Here is a 17529-nt window from a genome sequence, read left to right as displayed (position 1 = left end):
CTAATTGGGTAGGCGCAATATTCCAATGCTGGGGGACCGGCGGCACCTCGGGCAACGCAAAATAATCCATCAAAATCTGGGGAGGGATCGCGTTAGCGAAGCGGCCGCACATGTTTTGCCTCCTTGAACTCGTATGATGCCAGAGGAAATCTGAAATCGGCGGGATGTTAAGCAAATAAAGCCGGTAACTCTATTATGCAACTGCCTACTTTACGGGGAAGCCTACGGCGAAGCGCCGCAGCAGAACGTCACTACATGTTAGTCAAGTTTTGTCGTTCCACTCTCATTTATAACTGGCTTGCCTTCCGCAGTAGATTCGAGCCGGAACAATTCATTCAAAAGTAAGAACTCCCTCAGATAATGGTCGGTCGTGTGTTCTTGCTCCTTGTGAGCTCTTGAATTTCTAAAGGCACGATAAACGCTTGTAAATAAACAAGCTCTTCCTTCATTCTCTCCTTGGTCTAGGCCCGGCCAATGCAAGGCAGCCTCTTTACCTTGAAATGCTTTTGCAAATAGCCGCGCCCCATGCTCGCCTTCAAATCCACAACGCTTTCTAAATGTGTCTTCAAGGCGACGATAGCCTGAAAAAAGTGCCGCATCAGGGCTATTTGGTAGGCTTATTGCTAGATCTAGGATACGAATATCGATTAGCCTCATAGGCACTTCGTATTCAAACTGCTTTTGAAACTCAATATCCCGTGCATTGTCATCGAGATAAAATGGGTACATATAATCTCGCCAACGGTTGCCTAGAACAGGTCGAGACTGATCAATTTTCTTTAAGTCGGCCAATGTTAAGGCTGAGACATCAAGACGCTCGAGCAAAGAAGAGGGAACTGCGTATTCTGTAATCGGAATATCCAGCTTGTCAAAAAAGCGAAGTGCTGTAGCCAGTCCTCGGGGTCCTTCGCCTGGGTATCCACTGGCGAATCCGCTTTTGATCCCGACGATGCGATCAAACTCAATATACACAAGGAACCCATGTCGTTCATCCGCTGATAAAAGCCGGACACGCTCGAATGATGCCTTGGATTGATATAGTCGAACGATTGCCGCCAAACAACTTTGGGTAATTCCCTCTTTCCCGTGGTATTCGATTCCGGCTAGCGCCATTGCTTGATGCACCTCCGTGATCCATATTTACCTAAGGATAATGTAAAATTACCGATTGGCCGGACGCCGTTTTTTTGACGACAAGCCCGGTGGTCACGGTCTGATATCTCCAACCTTCTCATGCGTCAGTCAACAGTTAGTGTCGGTCCGTCCGTTTTCTCTTACCACAAAGGACCGCAATGGGGAATACCGTGGCTCATTCACCTCGAATATCAGGCAAAACCAGGCCCATAACGAGCCACCTTCTGCATGTGGTGGACAATGCAGAAGGGTTCCACTGGGTGTTCACCTTCCTGCGGCCACGCAGGGTAAAGCTTTCCAAGCTCTGGCAAATCTCTTTCTTGTTGCCCGCACTGGTCTCTGTTCGGTTGCCCTGCGAATGCGGGGCAACGCCAGCGTAAGCCTCAAGGCCGGAGCGTCCGAAGGGAGTGAAGGACTTGTCGGATTCACGAAATCGTTAGAGATTGGTCAGTTGGCCCGCGATCTTGTGGCTCCAACAACCAAAACAGCTGTTGTTATTTGCGCGGCCGAGAATGGTGACGGCCCTTAGTTTATTCCTGTCGGACAGCTAAGCAAACACCCCGGAGTGCGTGTTAGGCTCGAAGTACCTCTTACGGGTTCACTGTGATGACTACACCAAGAGCGTGGAGGCAAGGGCCAAGATAGCAAGGGGAAAGGGAAGAACATGCTCTGTTACACGCGGCGTGTTGATGCAAACATGGATAGCCGAAAAGATAGCCCAAGCACAAACTCTAATAATTGAAATAGGAATATTTTCACCCACTAGGGCATTACCCTCAACTGGGTGAACATTTTCAACTGAGTAGCGCCAATTAAACCAGCCTTCGCGGCTTAACTTGTAATACCGTGGAGATCCGTGCATGTCTTGAACAAAATCCTTACCCGTATAGTCCTTTGCACACCTGTCAAATCGGTCGCGAAAAGCCTTCGACAGCCCCTTATCAGGCTCCTCTCGCCAGTACTGGTAGTAACGAAGCAGAAAGTAGACCCAAATCAGCCAAACAAAGGCAGCCAGCTTGGCCGGATCACCCACCAGCAACTCCGTGCCTAGCAAACTTACCTTGGCAATTGAGACATCCGCGAAGTTGAACAAAATCAACAACGAGCTCAATGCTGTCACGTTTCTTCTTTGTCTCTGTAGCGCTTCCGACATTTACCAAAATCTCGACATCAATTTCTTCTTCGGCCGTGATTCACTGACGAATCTGTAGAAAAATCCGTTTTCAAAAAATGCCAGTTGACCGGCGACCATTTTTATTAGCAACATTTTGCCAATAAAAGACGATAGTCATGCTAAAAAACTTTTCCAGGCCGGAACCTCAAGCCAATGTTCAGCTCGCCTTGCTGCATGGCGGCAGAAAAGGGTGGCAAGGGCATGGCATTTAGAACGGTTTCCAGAACCAAGTGACTGAATTGAACATTTGCAGGCCGCTTTTCAAACTCAAAATCACGAATGGTACCGTCACGGGTTATGGTAATTACGATAACCGCCATAAGGTTTTTGTCCAAAGTGTGCTGATCAGTCAATAACCAATAGGAATTAATGTGCTGGTGGATTTGAATAAGATATTCACGGGTGGCATCTTGAAACATGTCCGCCTTCCTGGGTACTAACTGGCTGTTATTTCTTAGTTGTCTTAGCTGATCCAATTTATCTAAATCATGGCTGGATGGAGAAAAAAACGGTCTCACATCCGTTTGACTTAAAATAATGATCGGCGATGAGTCGCGTTGGAGAGCGGAAATCGCCTCTTCAGCGTGAACAACTGTCCCTGCTACTAAAAACAGAAGCACCAAACACGCGAGAAAACACTTGGTGACCAGCATTGTTTTTACCCCTTGTTCTGACATTCTGACCTCCGTAGGTAGTGTAAAGAATTTTTCGCTTTTTCCTCCGGCAGCCCCCTTCAGGGTCAGATCGCGCCAGCCATTGTCATTTGCTGCTCCATCTCTTGCTCTTTGAGCAGGCCCATGTTCAAATATCGTTTCAGTCCCCATTTGCTCCCGGCGATGTGGCGCAGGCGGGCCGCGCACAGCATCAGGGCCGAGTGGCCGTCGGGGAAGGCGCCGACCACCCGGGTTCGGCGGCGGATTTCCCTCATGATCCGTTCCAAGGAGTTGTTGGTGCGGATACGTAAGCCGTGCTCACGGGGGAAATCATAGAAGGAGAAGGTTTCCACGATGGAGTCCCTTACCTTCTTGGCTGCTTCTTTCAGCTTCATGGCCTCCAGCTTGGCGATCACCGCCTTGGCTTTTTCCGCGGCCGCTTCCTGGTCTTCAGAGGCGTGGATCGCCTTGAGCATGGCCGCCACTTCCGCCATCCTTTTCGCCGGCACCACGCTGGAAATGTTGAGATAAAAATGAACCATACAGCGCTGCCACTTGGCCGCCGGATAAAACTCCGCCAGGGATTCCACTAGACCCAGGCAGGCATCGGTGACAAACAGGCGGACACCCGTTAGCCCGCGCTCTTTCAGGTTGTCTCACTAACCCCGACCACTTTAGACCTCACCAGCCCAGCACCGTTTAAGCACGATCCCGTCAAGGTAAACGTAAGGAAACTCCTCCTTGATCTCCCGGTTCCGCCAGGCCTCGATGTGCTTGTAAACCTTCTGGTTGAGATTGCTGATGGTTCCGGGGATGACCTTGGTGCCCCACAGTACCTCGGTAATGTCCTCAACCCGGCGAACCGACACCCCGGCCAGGTACATCTCGATCAAAGCCTCTTCCACCGAGGCCTCACGCCGACGATAACGCTCGATGATCGCCGTTTCAAAAGTCTGACGGCGCAGCTTGGGCACCTTCAGGGTCACTTGGCCGGCCTTGGTGTGCAGTTGCCGCTGGTAGTGGCCGGCCCGGGTATCGGTGCGGGCTTCGTGGCGCTGATATTTCTCCGCATTGCACAACCGGTCGGCTTCCGCGTCCAGCATCCCGTTCAAGGTCTCCTCTACGGTGTTGCGCACCATCTCGCCCAGGTGGTTCCGGATCACTTTTTCATTCAGCTGGATGATTTTTTCGCGTTCTGGTGTATGATCTTCTCTCACGGCAGGCCTCCTTTGGTTTGGAATTTACGTTCGCCAACGCAATTCTAACCTCTGGGGGTACTGCCGTTTACTAAAAAAGCGAAAAATATTTTACGTTATCCCTTTCAACTGAGATAACAATGAGGAGATCTTAAACCGGGGGAAACGGCCCCGTTGCCCTCGTATAAGCAGGGGCAACGGGAAGTGCGATGCTTGCGCTCCATTTTTCACATTTCATCTCGAACGCAGGGATAGGTGTTACTCACGCTTTTTCGGGTTGGCTCATGGGAACCGCCTAGTGCGGACCCGCATGCTAGGTGGTGTGGGGGTGGGGTTGTGGAACCTCACTCTTACCCGGATGGGTCTACAGCGCCACATATGTTTCCTCTTGAACCTTCGACCCATCGGGGTTCGTCCATTTCAGGAGAGCGTTATAGGCTGTAGGAGTACCGAAGTGAAGTGCCGCAATCAGTGTAATGGAACTATGGGGCGGAATCTTCTTGGCTGGAAATTTTTCGGCATACTCAGAAGCAATAATCGGGCTATCTGCCGGCTTCTCAACCAACAGATCCATCTCAACATCCATTGCGTCAACTTCGCTGATGTTAGTTATACGAAAGCGGTAGGTTTTTCCGTCTCGAAATAGACCGAGCGACAGTCGGGCAGTATCCTTTCCCTGTTCTTCTCGCAGCAGAATCTCAAGCTGTTTCTTTGCAAGCTCTGATGTCGCTCTCTGAAGATCGTTCGACTCCCTTTGTATTTTTCGTTGCCCAAACCAGACCACAAGGCTCACGATGACAGCAATGCATGCGAGAATCACACTGATAAATTCATATTTGGTCATTTTCGACGTTCCCTTGAGTCCCAATGCCGGGCTCACTGACAAATTTGGGGCGCAACGGAAAATTTGTCCATGTTCGGCACATTGTTACGCGATGCATACTCCTTTGGCCTCAAGCAGCATCAACTGTTTCGCATGCTGCTCGTTTTCCACTTCGTAAAAATTAGTGGCATAGTTGGTGATGATTGCTTCCATCATTGGGTTTCGGTTGTTTTCACTGCCGCCGACGTGATAGAAATGCTCGCGCGTTAACACGTAGAATCTACTCCATAGTGAATCAATATATTCATTTTTTCTAAAGTCATTATGATGCCAGGTTGAAAGGATAAACTTGCTTTCCACTTCGGAAAGCAACTGGAATAAACGGGTTTCGTTTTCACTATCCCAGCCGTTGTAGTAGTCTACATGCCTATCGATGTATGGGGGGTCGCAATAAATAATATCTTCTTGTCGGGCTTCACTGATTGTTTTCTCGAAATCCTGACACTTAAACTCAAAATCTTTTGCTTTAATCAATTTCGAAACATGGTCAATTTGATTGACAATTTTCGTGACGTAAGACTGAGCGAATCTCTGAGGTTTTCGGCAAAAAGGGATATTGAATCCTCCCTTTCTGTTAAATCTAATCATTCCATTGAAGCCTGCTCGGTTTAAGAATAAAAAATCTAAAGGAGCATGATGACTGTTGAATCTATCACGAACTTCATAATAATGAGATTCTCCTTTTTCAAGCAGAATCGCGCCCTCTCTATTCAGGAAGTCTCTTACTACTTCTGCCGTAATGTGACCCTCGGAAATTGATTGGTAGAAATCAACCAAGTGCGGGTTGGCATCACAGAGGAGTGCATGCCTTGGGGCCACGTTGAATGCAACAACACCAGTACCCATGAATGGCTCTATCCAGCGCCCGTCAAATTCATCAGGAGTTATGCTTGCAATCCAGGGGACTAGTTTGGTTTTTATTCCCTGTGACTTTATAGGTGGTACGTTAACTTTCATTCAGTTGCCTTTCTTTGGTACGCCATTGTGTTTGGGGACGATCAGAGAGGCATCGCCTTTTCGATATTTCACAAAATCTTTGAGATTCGTGATCTTCTTCGTTCCCCCCTTTCCATCGGGTATAGTGATTTTTTTGTAATTCATCCAGTAGTCATCGAACCACTCTTCTCCCAGCTTTGAAAACATACCCTTTCCTTGAGTTATGTCCTCAATATTATTGATGCTTCCGATATTTGCGGTATTACCGCTTCCGCTTTTGTCGCTTGCGATAGACCACTTCTCAGCGACAAAGAATTGGAAGTTTCCTACAACGGAAGTAATAGAAGTAAGAGAGTCTAGATTGAAGATTCTTGTCTCATCTATATCCCGGGCGTCAACTCGGTCATAAATTATCCCCAGGCAGTAATGCCCGGAGTAGGACCCATAAGGAAATTGGATGTTTTTAGTGCTGGTTCTATCTTCGAAATATTTCCCATGTGACCCAAGCGTAAATCCATTGCATAGGTGCGGCCTACCCGGCAAGCGGTAGGTTGTCTTGAAATCAACGGCAAAACGTAATAAATCGTCTTCGTTGTCTACAAAAGATATATCAGGGTAATAGTTCTGATGGTCAGCAAGTACAATCTTGTAACCATGTTTTTCGGAAAGCTCTAGCAGCTTTGGAAAAATATGTATTTCAAGTATTTTTGATACTATTTTCGTATCTGACGAAATGGTATAAATATTTTTGTATATGTCGACAAACCCCTTGATCGTCCACTGCCCATCTTCGCTACTAATATATTCCTGTAAAGTCGTGACAAAATCTTGTAATGCAGCCTTAAATTCTGTTTTTTTATCCACGAATACAACCCCTGTTTGAAAATTCGGTTTTCCTAGCAAGTTTCTTCAACGATGGATGACGCAACAAGTATTTATTCAGTTATGCATCTCCTCAAAAACAGCGGGCTATGCTGGCCACATTATCTTTCTACTACTCCCTTGACCGCCGCCATCCAGCCAGACAATCACCATCCTTGGATGGCCTTGTTGCTTGGTTTTCGCGCTGCCCCCGCCTCCACTCCCAAGGCGGCACGACCCCAGGTTCACACCACAGTCCCAGCTTGCCAGACCTTGCTTCCTGTTCCAGTCCCCGCCACTCCTGACACTCCGGCCGTTTGCAATACTGCGGATAGACCCAGGCAAGCCCAACTCTGACCAGATCACGGTTGAGGTTCAGGCCATTGACGACAACCATGCAGACGATCCTACCATAACGGTCCCGGTCTATCTCTGTTATTTCTACCTGAAACCCGGTATCTCCGATGACCTTCTTGACGTGATCCGTTGAGGCCCTGCCGAAAGGCTGGCCTGATTCCGGGGCGTCGATCCCGTAGAACCTTATCCGTTCCTGCTTGCCGGCAGGGGGAATGACAGTGATGGTGTCGCCATCGGATATGTTTGTCACCCGTGCATGCCATGTGCCAGCCTGTGCGGCAGCGACCAGGGCCAACCAAGAGACCAGCAAAAAGACAATGACCCTGGCAGTTCTGGCGACGATCATTTGATTTTTCCTAAAACCGATTCCAGCAGTATAACCGTGGCCCCGTAAATCTCCGGGTCTTTGCTTGCCCTGGACCCGGCCACGTTCAAGACCCTAATCCCGTTGTCTGCCAGCCAGGAGGTAAGCATTCTGATGCAATAGGTCATGGAGTTGGCCTTGAAATCCAGATGCAGGAACGGCTTGTTGTGCTTGGTGGCAAGATCAACCGTCAGCTTCGAGCCGCCCGTCAGTCGCCCGTGGGAGACAATCAGGGTGCCGTCTGCGTCCAAGATGTTCCGCTCCGTCCGCTTCGGGTAGCTTTTGGTGGTCATCTCCTGGAGCTGGTATTTTTCCGGCAACGGGCCAGCCTCGGTCATTCGTCCCTTGGGTATCCAGCCACCATGGGGGATGCCGTGTTTTATGGCAACGTCCAGCCCAGCCTGGTCGGCCCCGGTCTGGCCACCGGAAACAATCTTGCTCAGCATTGCCCTTCCTTGATCCATCTTATTAGATGTCCACAATAACCACGTCTTTTTCTTCACCCACAGGCGTTCCCTCCATTCATTACCAGACAACAACTCCGTCCCCTATCACCGAGAGATCCTCCGGCACCACGACGGACTTAACTCGCAACAAATTGGCAAACACCTTATGGGCCGCCTGGTGATCATCCGGATACCAGCGCCCAACGGGCCGGGTGCCGGTCACCTGACCCGGCCAGTCTTGCATGACGGAGAATACATCCGAGCCCTTCAGGATGAGCAGCTCCGCAGCATGGGGGCGGTTAAGGCCAGATTCCCAGCGAACGGCCCGAATACCATGGGCGTTGCCCAGTAGAGCCAGAACAGGGCGGTCTCCCATCATAGTGGCCAGTTGATCCGCCATCCATTCATCCCGGTTTTTTTCACCACTCCACAATCTTCGCGGCAGGTCCACCCCCTGGACTCCAAGGCAGTGGCCGGCTCGCACCAGTTTCCGAAGCTCGACCAGCATATCCCGGAAACCCGGGTGGTCGATGATTTGAGGAACCGCAATGGCTTCAACAGATTCCTTTCCGGCCAGGAAAGCATCCAGTGTGGGGTTCTGGTCGGTGTCGAACTCCAGGCCAACAGCCAGGCAGTGACCATCAGCCGACAGGGTGTCAGCCAATTCAACAAGCAGTTCCGTCGATTCCGGCTGGCGGTGGCGTTCACCCAAGATGGTAACATCATGGGCACGGATGTTTTCGATCAGGATATGGTGTGTCTCCGGGAAGAGCCCCCCGGAGTATGCCATTACGGGCAGGAAAAAGAGGAACATGAAGATGGTGGTAAGCTGCCGAATCCAACTACACATAGCTTTAGTCCTTCCCTTCTTGATCGTCCAAGATGATACGATAGCGATTGATACCTTGGCGGCCAGTGTCGTCGTAAAGGGGTTCAGATGTGATGTAACCGGCTGCCTTGAGATTGCTCAGGTGACGGCGTACTGAACGCTCTGTTATCCCCAAGTGGTTGGCCAGCCAACCCACCCGAACATAGCGGTGTCCGTTCCATTCCGCCACCGACGCGAGCAATCCGAGCACACGGGTCGCGGCCGGCTTCAACTGCGGGTCCAGAAAAATACGTGATGGAAGGACAGAGGTTTTTTCTACAGTGGGGTCTCCCATCTTGAGTGGGTCCAGTTTCACCCTGTAAACCGGTAGTTCTTCAGCCATAACCCCTCCGCAAGACTGTCAGCAATCCGCACAAGACAACATCGGGAACTTATCCGATACTTGCAATTCCTAGCTCCCTTCCAGATCGATGCTTCCAGAGTTGAGTTCATCTTGCGATTTTCTCTCCCAGTCGAAATGACCGAGGGCTTCATTGTCGCTCGGTCTTCGCACAAAGCCGTTACCAGCAATGCATGACGAGGCAGGAAACTACTGACGATACAGTAGGCTGGTTCCAGGACCAGCAATATAATCAGCGACTTCATGTCGCAACGCATGCAGGGTGGTGTGGGGAGGGGGATGGAGAACCTCCCCCTTACCCGATTATCTGGCCATGCCCTCGTTATGGGTGCGCCAGGTTCGCAAGCGGATGTAGTCGCGCGCCGCTCGGCCTAGACCGTCCAGACTTGGAAACAGGGAATTGGGCGTGATGTTCATAGTCCTCAGCCTTGAGAGGAACTCGTCCTTCAGGCCGGCCGGTATGATGACTTTGTTCAGTGGGTACCGATCCTCCTGCCCAGCAAACGCTTCTGAGATGACGTCACCATGATCTGCCAGCAAATGCGTGCAAATCGTGAAGACAGCCTGTTGTGATGCCGAACGCCTACTGTGCTGTGTTGCTTCTATGGGGTAGACGGCTGCAACAACATGCGACTCAAACTGTTCCTCGGAGCCAAGCCGTAGCTTCCCGTAGCGATTTACTGTGACGGTTTCAAGGGCCGAGGAAGGGAAGAACCACACGGCACCGTCACTTTCCGGTGACTGCTCGACTGCGAAGTAGAGAGCAACATACGGCGACAGAGTCCAGTCGAGCAATCGCGTTGGACACGAATAGTGCTGCATGACCATCCACCATCCGATTGAGCCCCACTGAGATTTGTCAACGCCATCAGCAGGCAAGTGCAAGTGATACTGCGAAGTGAATCTGCGGGTAGCGCCGAACTCAATTCCTAAAGCACGCTCGACTGTGACCTCACCAAGCTGGCGCAGCAGGGACGGCTGCAGTGTCCACGACTCGTTGCTCTGGCCGCGAATGTACCAACCTGCGTCTCCCTGCTCATTGAGATTCAGCCGCTCGACAAGTTCAACAAATCCGGTCCAGCTACTCAGTTGATCTCGATGCCAAATCATCTCTTCTCCAGATAACGAGTCTGCATAAAAACCCGTTTTCAAAAAATTACCGACTAGCCGGCGGTCGTTTTTTTGACGACCGGCTCGGCGGTCCCGGCTTGCTCTCTCCGACCTACTCCAGCATCCCCCAACGGTTGGCGCCAATCATGACGTATGTTCTTTGGTTAACCGGTCTCACCGGTGGGATATTTCAGTCATTATACAGGCTCGATACATAAAAATACAGTCGAAAATACAATGATTTGACTTTTTCTACAGGCTCAACGGATCAGATCACGGTTTCGCGTGATCTAACCTTATCCGTTATACCCGTTCTCGTTCGAGCAACAGACACTCGCGCTCACTCTCGGAACCAAGCCGGTACTGTCCTTTGTTGGAGTAAACATCTAACCACTCGCAATTGATGCGGAGGTTCGGACTGTGCAAATCATTTTCCGTCAGGAATTCGTATTGACCTTGCTTATTTGCTTTTGATGTTCTTGGATATGGGTCGTAGCAATACACCCACCCCTCCCTGACAGCAAGCCCGAGAATGTAATGCCAGTAGCCCCCCTGATGAGTAACTCGGAGCAGGGCAGACCCTTCCTGATTAAGACAGCGCGATATCTTGTTTCCCTGCCTAAAGTGAACAGCCCTTCCAGAACAAAACTCCGCGCTGACGCGAAACTTCTTATGTCGGTAGCTGCCAAGCCAATTGCCCAGCAGTTGGATGGCAAGGCCTGAAGTTCCGTGGCCGATGTTCTGATGTGACGATAGTGAATCTAGACAATATAGGTAGATGCGCTGAACGACCAGCGGAGGTATTTCGCTTCTTTGAAAAAGCCTGCTCAGGCCGTTCAGAAAGGTCGTAGGCACACAGTCGTAATCCGAGACCTGCTGTCTGAATGGTGTTTTCATAGGGTATAACGCTGCGCTTCAGCGGCGCGCGGCTTTTTTCGCGTCCGACTGCAAGCTCCTTGTGTACGCCCGGCATGGGCGTGATCTTATGGGGTGCAAGTCCCCTGTATGTGAACCCTGTTACTGTTGTGATAACAGAAACATAAATACTAGCCAAAGGCAAGGGCGGAACCGCGAGGGACCGTCCGAAGGAAGCCGGAGCGCAAAGCTATGAGCCGACGAACAGAAATGGCATACAAGGCCCAGTTTCCGGGTAAGTCAGCACAACATGACGAAGCCCAGGGTTCAGGAGATAGGGTAAATGCCGCGGTTGTGTAGCGACAGATCACGTTCTTATCCGGGGAGACCTGCCCGACGGGCGGTTCAGCTCACGCTGGACAGCGTCCTGCATGGCAACATGCCGGATGATCAGGCAGGAGTCAGCAGAGGCCATAGTAGTTCCGCTTTGCGGAACGAAGGGCCGAACCCAGAGAAGGGAAAAGGCCCGGCAAGCTCGGCCGCCGCAACGAACCCGACCGGGGGAGCGGTGGGCCGGCGTGTTGCCGATAATCCTGATCCCGATGCAAACCTGCTGGAACGGATTCTTTCCCGACCCAACATGCTCAAGGCATGGGAGCGGGTGAAAGCCAACAAAGGAGCGCCGGGCATGGACAACATGCCCATCGCCGACTTCATGGCCTTTGCCCGCGAACACTGGGAAAAGATCCGGGCTTCACTCTTGGCAGGCACCTACCAACCCTTGCCGGTCAAACGGGTGGAGATTCCCAAAGCAACCGGGGGCACTCGCCCCCTGGGGATTCCCACCGTGCTTGATCGCCTGATCCAACAAGCCGTAGCGCAGGTACTGCTGCCGATCTTCGATCCGGATTTCTCGGAGGCCAGTTTCGGCTTCCGTCCGGGACGTTCGGCCCACAACGCCATCCATCGGGTACGCGACTTTATCCGCCAGGGATACCGAGTGGCCGTGGATGCCGACTTGTCGAAATTCTTCGACACCGTGGACCACGACGTTCTGATGAACCGGGTCGCCCGGAAGATCCGCGATCAGCGGGTTCTCCGGCTGATCGGTAAATACCTGCGGGCCGGGGTAATGATCGACGGTCGCCGCCGGGACACCCGAAAAGGGGTGCCCCAGGGTGGTCCGCTCTCACCCTTGCTCAGTAACATCCTGCTCGACGACCTTGATAAGGAACTGGAGAAGCGCGGTCACCGCTTCGCCCGGTACGCCGATGACTTCATCATTCTGGTGAAGAGTCGCCGGGCCGGGGAACGGGTAATGACCGGCATCACCCGGTTCCTGGAGCGCAAACTCAAGCTCGCGGTCAACCAGGAGAAGAGCAAGGTGGCCCCGACCAACGAGAGCATTTTTCTCGGGTTCATCTTCAAGGGCGCCAAAGTCCGCTGGTCGGACAAGGCCTTTGCCGAGTTCAAACGGCGGGTCAAGAAGCTGACCGGACGGAGCTGGGGGGTCTCGATGGCCTACCGGCTGGCCAAGCTCGCGGAATACCTGCGGGGCTGGATGGGTTACTTCGGCATCTCGGAATATTATCGTCCGGTGCCGGAGATAGACCACTGGCTGCGAAGGCGGGTGCGGATGTGCCACCTGAAACGGTGGCGGCGCTGCCGCACCAAAGTCCGCGAACTGACCAGGCTTGGCACCAATCTGCGGCTGGCTATTTCCATCGGCCTGAGCCGCAAGGGGCCATACCGGCTGGCCAAGACCCTGGCCACCCAATCGGGGATGACCAACCAATGGCTGAAAGATCAGGGGTTGTTGTCTGTCAAAGAACTGTGGGTGAACATCCATTACCCCGCTACGGCGCGGTAGCTCATGGGAACCGCCCGGTGCGGACCCGCATGCCGGGTGGTGTGGGGAGGGGGAGGGAGAACCTCCCCCTTACCCGATTCGGCCTTCATTTCCAATATCTGTTCTCTATATAATGGAGGAACGATTTTGTGTCTCTCATGTCTGAGACAGGTCTCAGTAAGTTTTCTGGGGTAGTCCCAATGAAAGCGTCTTTTTCTTTAAGCGTTTTAATCCATGCATCATGTATATCTGCTCCATTCAAGCCATTTGAGGTAATTCTTTCACGGAGTTCAGTATTCTGCATTGGGGCAACATGGAGATGCTTGTAGGAAGAAATACCATAGTCTTTCACTTTCACACACTGACTTCCGAGCAACGTTTGCCTCATGAGCTGATAGAACGGTTCAAAATAGAGTGCTGCCACGTTGATTCCCACGACAAACGGTGAGTGTGGGGCTATTATCAGGTTGTCATAGCGGCTTGCTCTCTCGAGGATATACTTGTCTTCAGCTCGGTATGATTCTGTGTATTTCCACTCTATAAGGTATAGCCTTTTTGCCCCCGATCGTAACTGACCAATCATGGCTGCATCAACGGAGGTGCAGTTAGCCCCACGAGTGAGAGACTTTTCATTTAGTAAAAAAGGGATTTTGGCTTTTTCAGAACCAATGAATTCGAATTCGACATATCCGTCATCAACAGGCACAGCTTTAACCACATCGGGATCAATGCTTTTCAGAATCGTGGTCGCAAGGTCTTCTCTTTGCCTGATGAAGTACAGATGGTTTACACAGGCTATCTGGGATGAAAGCAAATGCCCAGTGGGCAAATCATCTCCGCTACTTTGCCACCACCCAATATTGTTTCGCTTAAAATAGTCAACGGCATCATACCGGATGCCTTCCCACAAGTTGATAATCGGATCGGAAAGCGCAAATTCGCGTTCCTTGCCATAAAAGATGCCGTTTCCGGGATCTTTGAAAAACGCCTCCCGAATCGATGTCACCTTTTGTCGCTGTTGTTCTCGATATGTCATGAAATTTCCCATATTGTATTGCCGAACAACCAACTCCACAGATCTGTATATCACCACCGAAAGCTGGATATACAGTTCACATTATCTTTTCCCTACTCCCTTGAACGACGCCACCCAACTGCTCCGGCTTCTTCCTCGGAGCAAAACCAGCGCTGCCCCCTGCTTTCGTCGATCTTGGTCTGCTCATAATACCGGCCACCGGGGACATGGTAAATCTTGTCGCCCTGCCGATTGATATTGCCTTTGATCAGGCAATCACCACCTTTGACCTGGTTGGAAGCGGCTGGTTGATTCGGCTGTCTATCGCGCTGCCCCCGCCGCCACTCCCAAGGTGGCACGGCCCCTGGTTCACGCCACAGCCCCAGCTTGTTGGCCTTGGCTTCCTGTTCCAGTTCCCGCCACTCCCGGCACTCTGGCCGTTTGCAATACTGCGGATAAACCCAGGCAAGGCCAACTCTGACCAGATCGCGGTTGAGGTTCAAGCCGTTGACGATGACCATGCCGACAATCCTACCATAACGATCCCGGTCTATCTCTGCTATTTCTACTTGAAACCCGGCATCTCCGATAACCTTCTTGACGTGATCCGTTGAGGCCCTTCCGAAAGGCTGGCCGGATTCCGGGGCGTCGATCCCGTAGAACCTAATCCGTTCCTGCTGGCCGGCAGGGGTAATGACCGTGATGGTATCTCCATCAGAGATATTTGTCACCCGCGCCTGCCATGTGTCGGCCTGTGCCGAAGCGACCAGGGCCAACCATGTGGCCAGCAAAAGGGCAAGGACCCTGGCGGGCCTGGCAGAGATCATTTCACTTTCCCCAAAACCGATTCCAGCAGCTTAACCGTGGCACCATAAATCTCGGGGTCTTTGCTTGCCCTGGAGCCAGCCACATTCAGAACTTTGATTCCGCTGTCTTTCACCCAGGAGGCAAGCAGCCTGGCGCAATAGAGCATGGAGTTGGCCTTGAAATCCAGGTGCAGGAAAGGCTTGTTGTGCTAGGTGGCTAGTAGACCGTTTTCCTAAAAAGCTTACAAATTTGAGGCGAGTTGATCAAAGTTTGGCCAGCGAAAGACGACCGGGTTTTGATTGAACTGGGGAGTGTCCCTATTTTTTCGGGGGAGTGTCCCTATTTTTTTTACTTTCATGGGTGTTTTTGGGAAAAGGTAAGATATTGTTCCTTTTGTGCTTTCGTTGATGGATTTTCCTCAACGTTTCGCAAGTAGTTGCTGTAAAATCAACCAATTGTTCCACCAAATTATCAAGCGTTAATTTCCCATCCTCATAAAGAGCCCACCCGGCATTAAGCTTTTTGATGGCGTGTTTCAGCGTTTCATCAATTTCCCGGTCCATTTTATTTTTCCCCTTTTACCTTCATCGGCCAAACCTCCCGGCCCAAAAATCACGTATCTCTCGACTTTTAAGCCTAACCGAAAGGGCCTCGCATCCACGCTCTGATCTTCTGGCACGCGTCAGCCCCGCTGGAGGAATGGACGGATGCGCCGCCAGTCCTGCTGCTGTTGGTCCATGGGCCGGTGCGTGTTCCGGATTCTTGCACCACAGTGGTACACGGCAAAGGCCTGAGTGCCGTTCGGCAGCAGCCTGCCCTGAGGCTCTTCCACCTCGGTTCGGAAGGTCCCAGCTGTTAGACCGAAGCTTTGCAGGATTGTCTGGTACGCGCGTTGACCCAACCCAACCACCACGAGAGGGTGAACGATCTCGATCTGCCGACGCAGAAACGACGCGCATTCGGCGAACCACTCCTTCTGGACCTTGCCCTGAAGGCCACCTTTCTTAAGGCAGAGGATGGCGTTGGTGAAGAACGCGACGTTGCGACCTAAAGAGGACCCCGGTTCTCCGATCGAGGCACCGGCGATGTCAACGAGTTCCACGAGCGCTAGGTTCGTCGGATTGCGAGGGCCTTCCTGACCTCGCCGCCGAATGAAGTAAACAGTATCGCCCCAGTCCTGGCCGACAACCATCAGAGTTGCGTCCAGATTACCTTGCCATATCGACCAGGCTCCAACGTGTTCCACATCGAAGCGCCCACCCTTAATATCGGCCGGGTTCGTCAGCCCCTTACACCTATGGCAAGCCTTTCGGGCTGAAACCAATTGAGCGTACTCGCTGCCCTTCTTCATCTCTTCCTTACCCTCCTAACGTCAGCGTTCTCCCTTCGCCGCGACTAACGGCGATAGGGTGCGACGCTTTGTTGGCCGCCTCATTGTCCTCTGCGGTTGCCTCTTGAATCGCTTCAATATCCAACGCTTCTTGATTCGAGGATCGGCAGCGACATCGGTCAGGCTGTCCGGTATCTCAGGTACATATCCCAGTTTCTGACAAAGAAATTAAACCCACATCTCAGACAGATAATCGACTTCGAGTCCGGCGGAGCACACGGACAGCGGAAAGACACCTATTCGCGATACATATCGGTTCTCCCTGGTGCAAAATACGTTATTCACTGTCCGGCGAATATTCCATTTCCATGTCTTCGCGCATTACGTCTTGAACATAGCAAATCAAGATGCCTTCGATCGAGTAATTGTCTACGTGAATATCAATCTCATCCTCGGTGTAGTCGAATAGAATGTCACCTGCAACGACCTTTTCGATCTCATCGCATTCGTCTGCGGACATGTCGTCGTCATCGATGCGAGCGACGCGGAAATCGGAATATCCACACATTTTGAAATCGTTCCACGGGTGGCCGTACAAATCGGCTAAATCAACGTAATGGGGATACAGGGACATGATAATCCTGCCGAATGTTTTGCCGAACAGGTTGAAAGTGAAGAAATAGTCAGCATCGGCATCTACGTCGGGCCTATACTGTTGCATGGCGAGAAAATCGTCGATGGAGCGTCCGTCAATGTTGAGATAGGCGCAACATCCGCTCATGTACATGATCGTTCCGTCGATGAGTTTCTCCGGTTCGTCTGGCAGCCCAACCCGCTGAAGATGCTTTCGCAGCAGCTTCATGTCGTCTTTCACGGCATCACGCCGGAAGCGGTTTGCCCATCGACTGAATGCGTCCAGTGACATATTCCTCTCTCTCCGGCCAACAAACCCATATCCCATATTTGACGGGGTTTTTGACCAGATCGCGGTTGAGGTTCAAGCAGTTGACGATGACCATGCCGACGATCCTACCATAACGGTCTCGGTCTATCTCTGTTATTTCTACTTGAAACCCGGCACCCCCGATAACCTTCTTGACGTGACCCGTGGAGGCCCTACCGAAAGGCTGGCCGGATTCCGGGGCGTCGATCCCGTAGTCCTGATCGTCCAAGATGATACGATAGGGATTGAGACCTTGGTGGCCGGTGCCGTCGTGAAGGGGTTCAGAGGTGATGTAAACCGGCTGCTTTGAGATTGCCCAGGTGACGGCGTACTGAACGCTCTGTTGTCCCCATTTGATTAGCCAGCCACCCCCACCCGGCACTGCAA

18 protein-coding genes and 2 pseudogenes are annotated in these 17529 nt (G+C 51.7%); 1 reads left to right on the top strand and 19 read right to left on the bottom strand.

The window, feature by feature from the left end:
* Positions 1-258: 258 nt before the first annotated feature.
* The 12 genes and pseudogenes from ACHHTY_RS08185 to ACHHTY_RS08130 all read right to left on the bottom strand — a co-directional run bounded on the left by ACHHTY_RS08185 (position 259) and on the right by ACHHTY_RS08130 (position 10343).
* Complete coding sequence (locus ACHHTY_RS08185) at positions 259-1113, bottom strand: TIGR02391 family protein (RefSeq protein WP_395493617.1); 855 nt, start codon at positions 1111-1113, stop codon at positions 259-261.
* Between the two features lie 631 nt (positions 1114-1744).
* Positions 1745-2287: a hypothetical protein gene (locus ACHHTY_RS08180; protein WP_395493616.1), complete on the bottom strand. Its 543-nt coding sequence runs from the start codon at positions 2285-2287 to the stop codon at positions 1745-1747.
* Between the two features lie 140 nt (positions 2288-2427).
* A complete protein-coding gene (locus tag ACHHTY_RS08175) occupies positions 2428-3132 on the bottom strand; it encodes an energy transducer TonB (RefSeq protein WP_395493615.1) in 705 nt (234 codons plus the stop codon).
* Positions 3048-4100 (bottom strand): annotated as a pseudogene (locus ACHHTY_RS08170) (transposase). The gene ACHHTY_RS08175 and the pseudogene ACHHTY_RS08170 overlap by 85 nt, the downstream one beginning before the upstream one ends.
* A 421-nt stretch (positions 4101-4521) precedes the next feature.
* A complete protein-coding gene (locus ACHHTY_RS08165) occupies positions 4522-5001 on the bottom strand; it encodes a hypothetical protein (RefSeq protein ID WP_395493614.1) in 480 nt (159 codons plus the stop codon).
* Between the two features lie 84 nt (positions 5002-5085).
* Positions 5086-5997 carry a DNA adenine methylase gene (locus ACHHTY_RS08160; RefSeq protein ID WP_395493613.1) on the bottom strand — a complete coding sequence of 304 codons (912 nt, stop codon included), beginning with the start codon at positions 5995-5997 and terminating at the stop codon, positions 5086-5088.
* Entirely contained in the window at positions 5998-6840 is an 843-nt protein-coding gene (locus tag ACHHTY_RS08155; RefSeq protein ID WP_395493612.1) for an EcoRV family type II restriction endonuclease, read from the bottom strand. It lies immediately after the preceding gene.
* A gap of 130 nt (positions 6841-6970) precedes the next feature.
* The gene (locus tag ACHHTY_RS08150; RefSeq protein WP_395493611.1) at positions 6971-7540 is read right to left on the bottom strand and encodes a thermonuclease family protein; all 570 of its coding nucleotides are present in this window, start codon (positions 7538-7540) and stop codon (positions 6971-6973) included.
* Positions 7537-8061, bottom strand: a complete 525-nt coding sequence (locus ACHHTY_RS08145; protein ID WP_395493610.1) for a putative molybdenum carrier protein — start codon at positions 8059-8061, stop codon at positions 7537-7539. Before ACHHTY_RS08145 ends, ACHHTY_RS08150 begins: the two co-directional genes overlap by 4 nt.
* A gap of 22 nt (positions 8062-8083) precedes the next feature.
* Positions 8084-8854 carry a ChaN family lipoprotein gene (locus ACHHTY_RS08140; RefSeq protein ID WP_395493609.1) on the bottom strand — a complete coding sequence of 257 codons (771 nt, stop codon included), beginning with the start codon at positions 8852-8854 and terminating at the stop codon, positions 8084-8086.
* A gap of 4 nt (positions 8855-8858) precedes the next feature.
* A complete protein-coding gene (locus ACHHTY_RS08135; protein WP_395493608.1) occupies positions 8859-9215 on the bottom strand; it encodes a helix-turn-helix domain-containing protein in 357 nt (118 codons plus the stop codon).
* 321 nt (positions 9216-9536) lie between these two features.
* The gene (locus ACHHTY_RS08130) at positions 9537-10343 is read right to left on the bottom strand and encodes an FRG domain-containing protein (protein ID WP_395493607.1); all 807 of its coding nucleotides are present in this window, start codon (positions 10341-10343) and stop codon (positions 9537-9539) included.
* A 1423-nt stretch (positions 10344-11766) separates the two neighbouring features.
* On the opposite strand from ACHHTY_RS08130, the gene ltrA reads away from it, so the two are divergent.
* Entirely contained in the window at positions 11767-13068 is a 1302-nt protein-coding gene (gene ltrA, locus ACHHTY_RS08125) for a group II intron reverse transcriptase/maturase (RefSeq protein WP_462346278.1), read from the top strand.
* Positions 13069-13153: 85 nt separating this feature from the next.
* On the opposite strand, the gene ACHHTY_RS08120 is transcribed toward ltrA, so the two are convergent.
* The 7 genes and pseudogenes from ACHHTY_RS08120 to ACHHTY_RS08090 all read right to left on the bottom strand — a co-directional run bounded on the left by ACHHTY_RS08120 (position 13154) and on the right by ACHHTY_RS08090 (position 17524).
* Positions 13154-14083 carry a PGN_0703 family putative restriction endonuclease gene (locus ACHHTY_RS08120; RefSeq protein WP_395493605.1) on the bottom strand — a complete coding sequence of 310 codons (930 nt, stop codon included), beginning with the start codon at positions 14081-14083 and terminating at the stop codon, positions 13154-13156.
* Between the two features lie 92 nt (positions 14084-14175).
* Complete coding sequence (locus ACHHTY_RS08115) at positions 14176-14889, bottom strand: thermonuclease family protein (protein ID WP_395493604.1); 714 nt, start codon at positions 14887-14889, stop codon at positions 14176-14178.
* Positions 14886-15065 (bottom strand): annotated as a pseudogene (locus ACHHTY_RS08110) (YpsA SLOG family protein); the annotation flags it as partial. The gene ACHHTY_RS08115 and the pseudogene ACHHTY_RS08110, both read right to left, overlap by 4 nt.
* A 121-nt stretch (positions 15066-15186) precedes the next feature.
* The gene (locus tag ACHHTY_RS08105) at positions 15187-15432 is read right to left on the bottom strand and encodes a hypothetical protein (RefSeq protein WP_395493603.1); all 246 of its coding nucleotides are present in this window, start codon (positions 15430-15432) and stop codon (positions 15187-15189) included.
* 119 nt (positions 15433-15551) lie between these two features.
* The gene (locus ACHHTY_RS08100; RefSeq protein ID WP_395493602.1) at positions 15552-16220 is read right to left on the bottom strand and encodes a uracil-DNA glycosylase family protein; all 669 of its coding nucleotides are present in this window, start codon (positions 16218-16220) and stop codon (positions 15552-15554) included.
* A gap of 316 nt (positions 16221-16536) precedes the next feature.
* Positions 16537-17124 (bottom strand): hypothetical protein, encoded by a 588-nt coding sequence (locus ACHHTY_RS08095; protein WP_395493601.1) that lies wholly within the window; start codon positions 17122-17124, stop codon positions 16537-16539.
* A complete protein-coding gene (locus ACHHTY_RS08090) occupies positions 17078-17524 on the bottom strand; it encodes a thermonuclease family protein (protein ID WP_395493600.1) in 447 nt (148 codons plus the stop codon). Before ACHHTY_RS08090 ends, ACHHTY_RS08095 begins: the two co-directional genes overlap by 47 nt.
* Positions 17525-17529 lie beyond the last annotated feature (5 nt).

The sequence above is a fragment of the Desulfurivibrio nitratireducens genome (assembly GCF_044068515.1).
Taxonomy (GTDB): domain Bacteria; phylum Desulfobacterota; class Desulfobulbia; order Desulfobulbales; family Desulfurivibrionaceae; genus Desulfurivibrio.
This window is presented reverse-complemented; position numbering and strand designations above follow the sequence as displayed.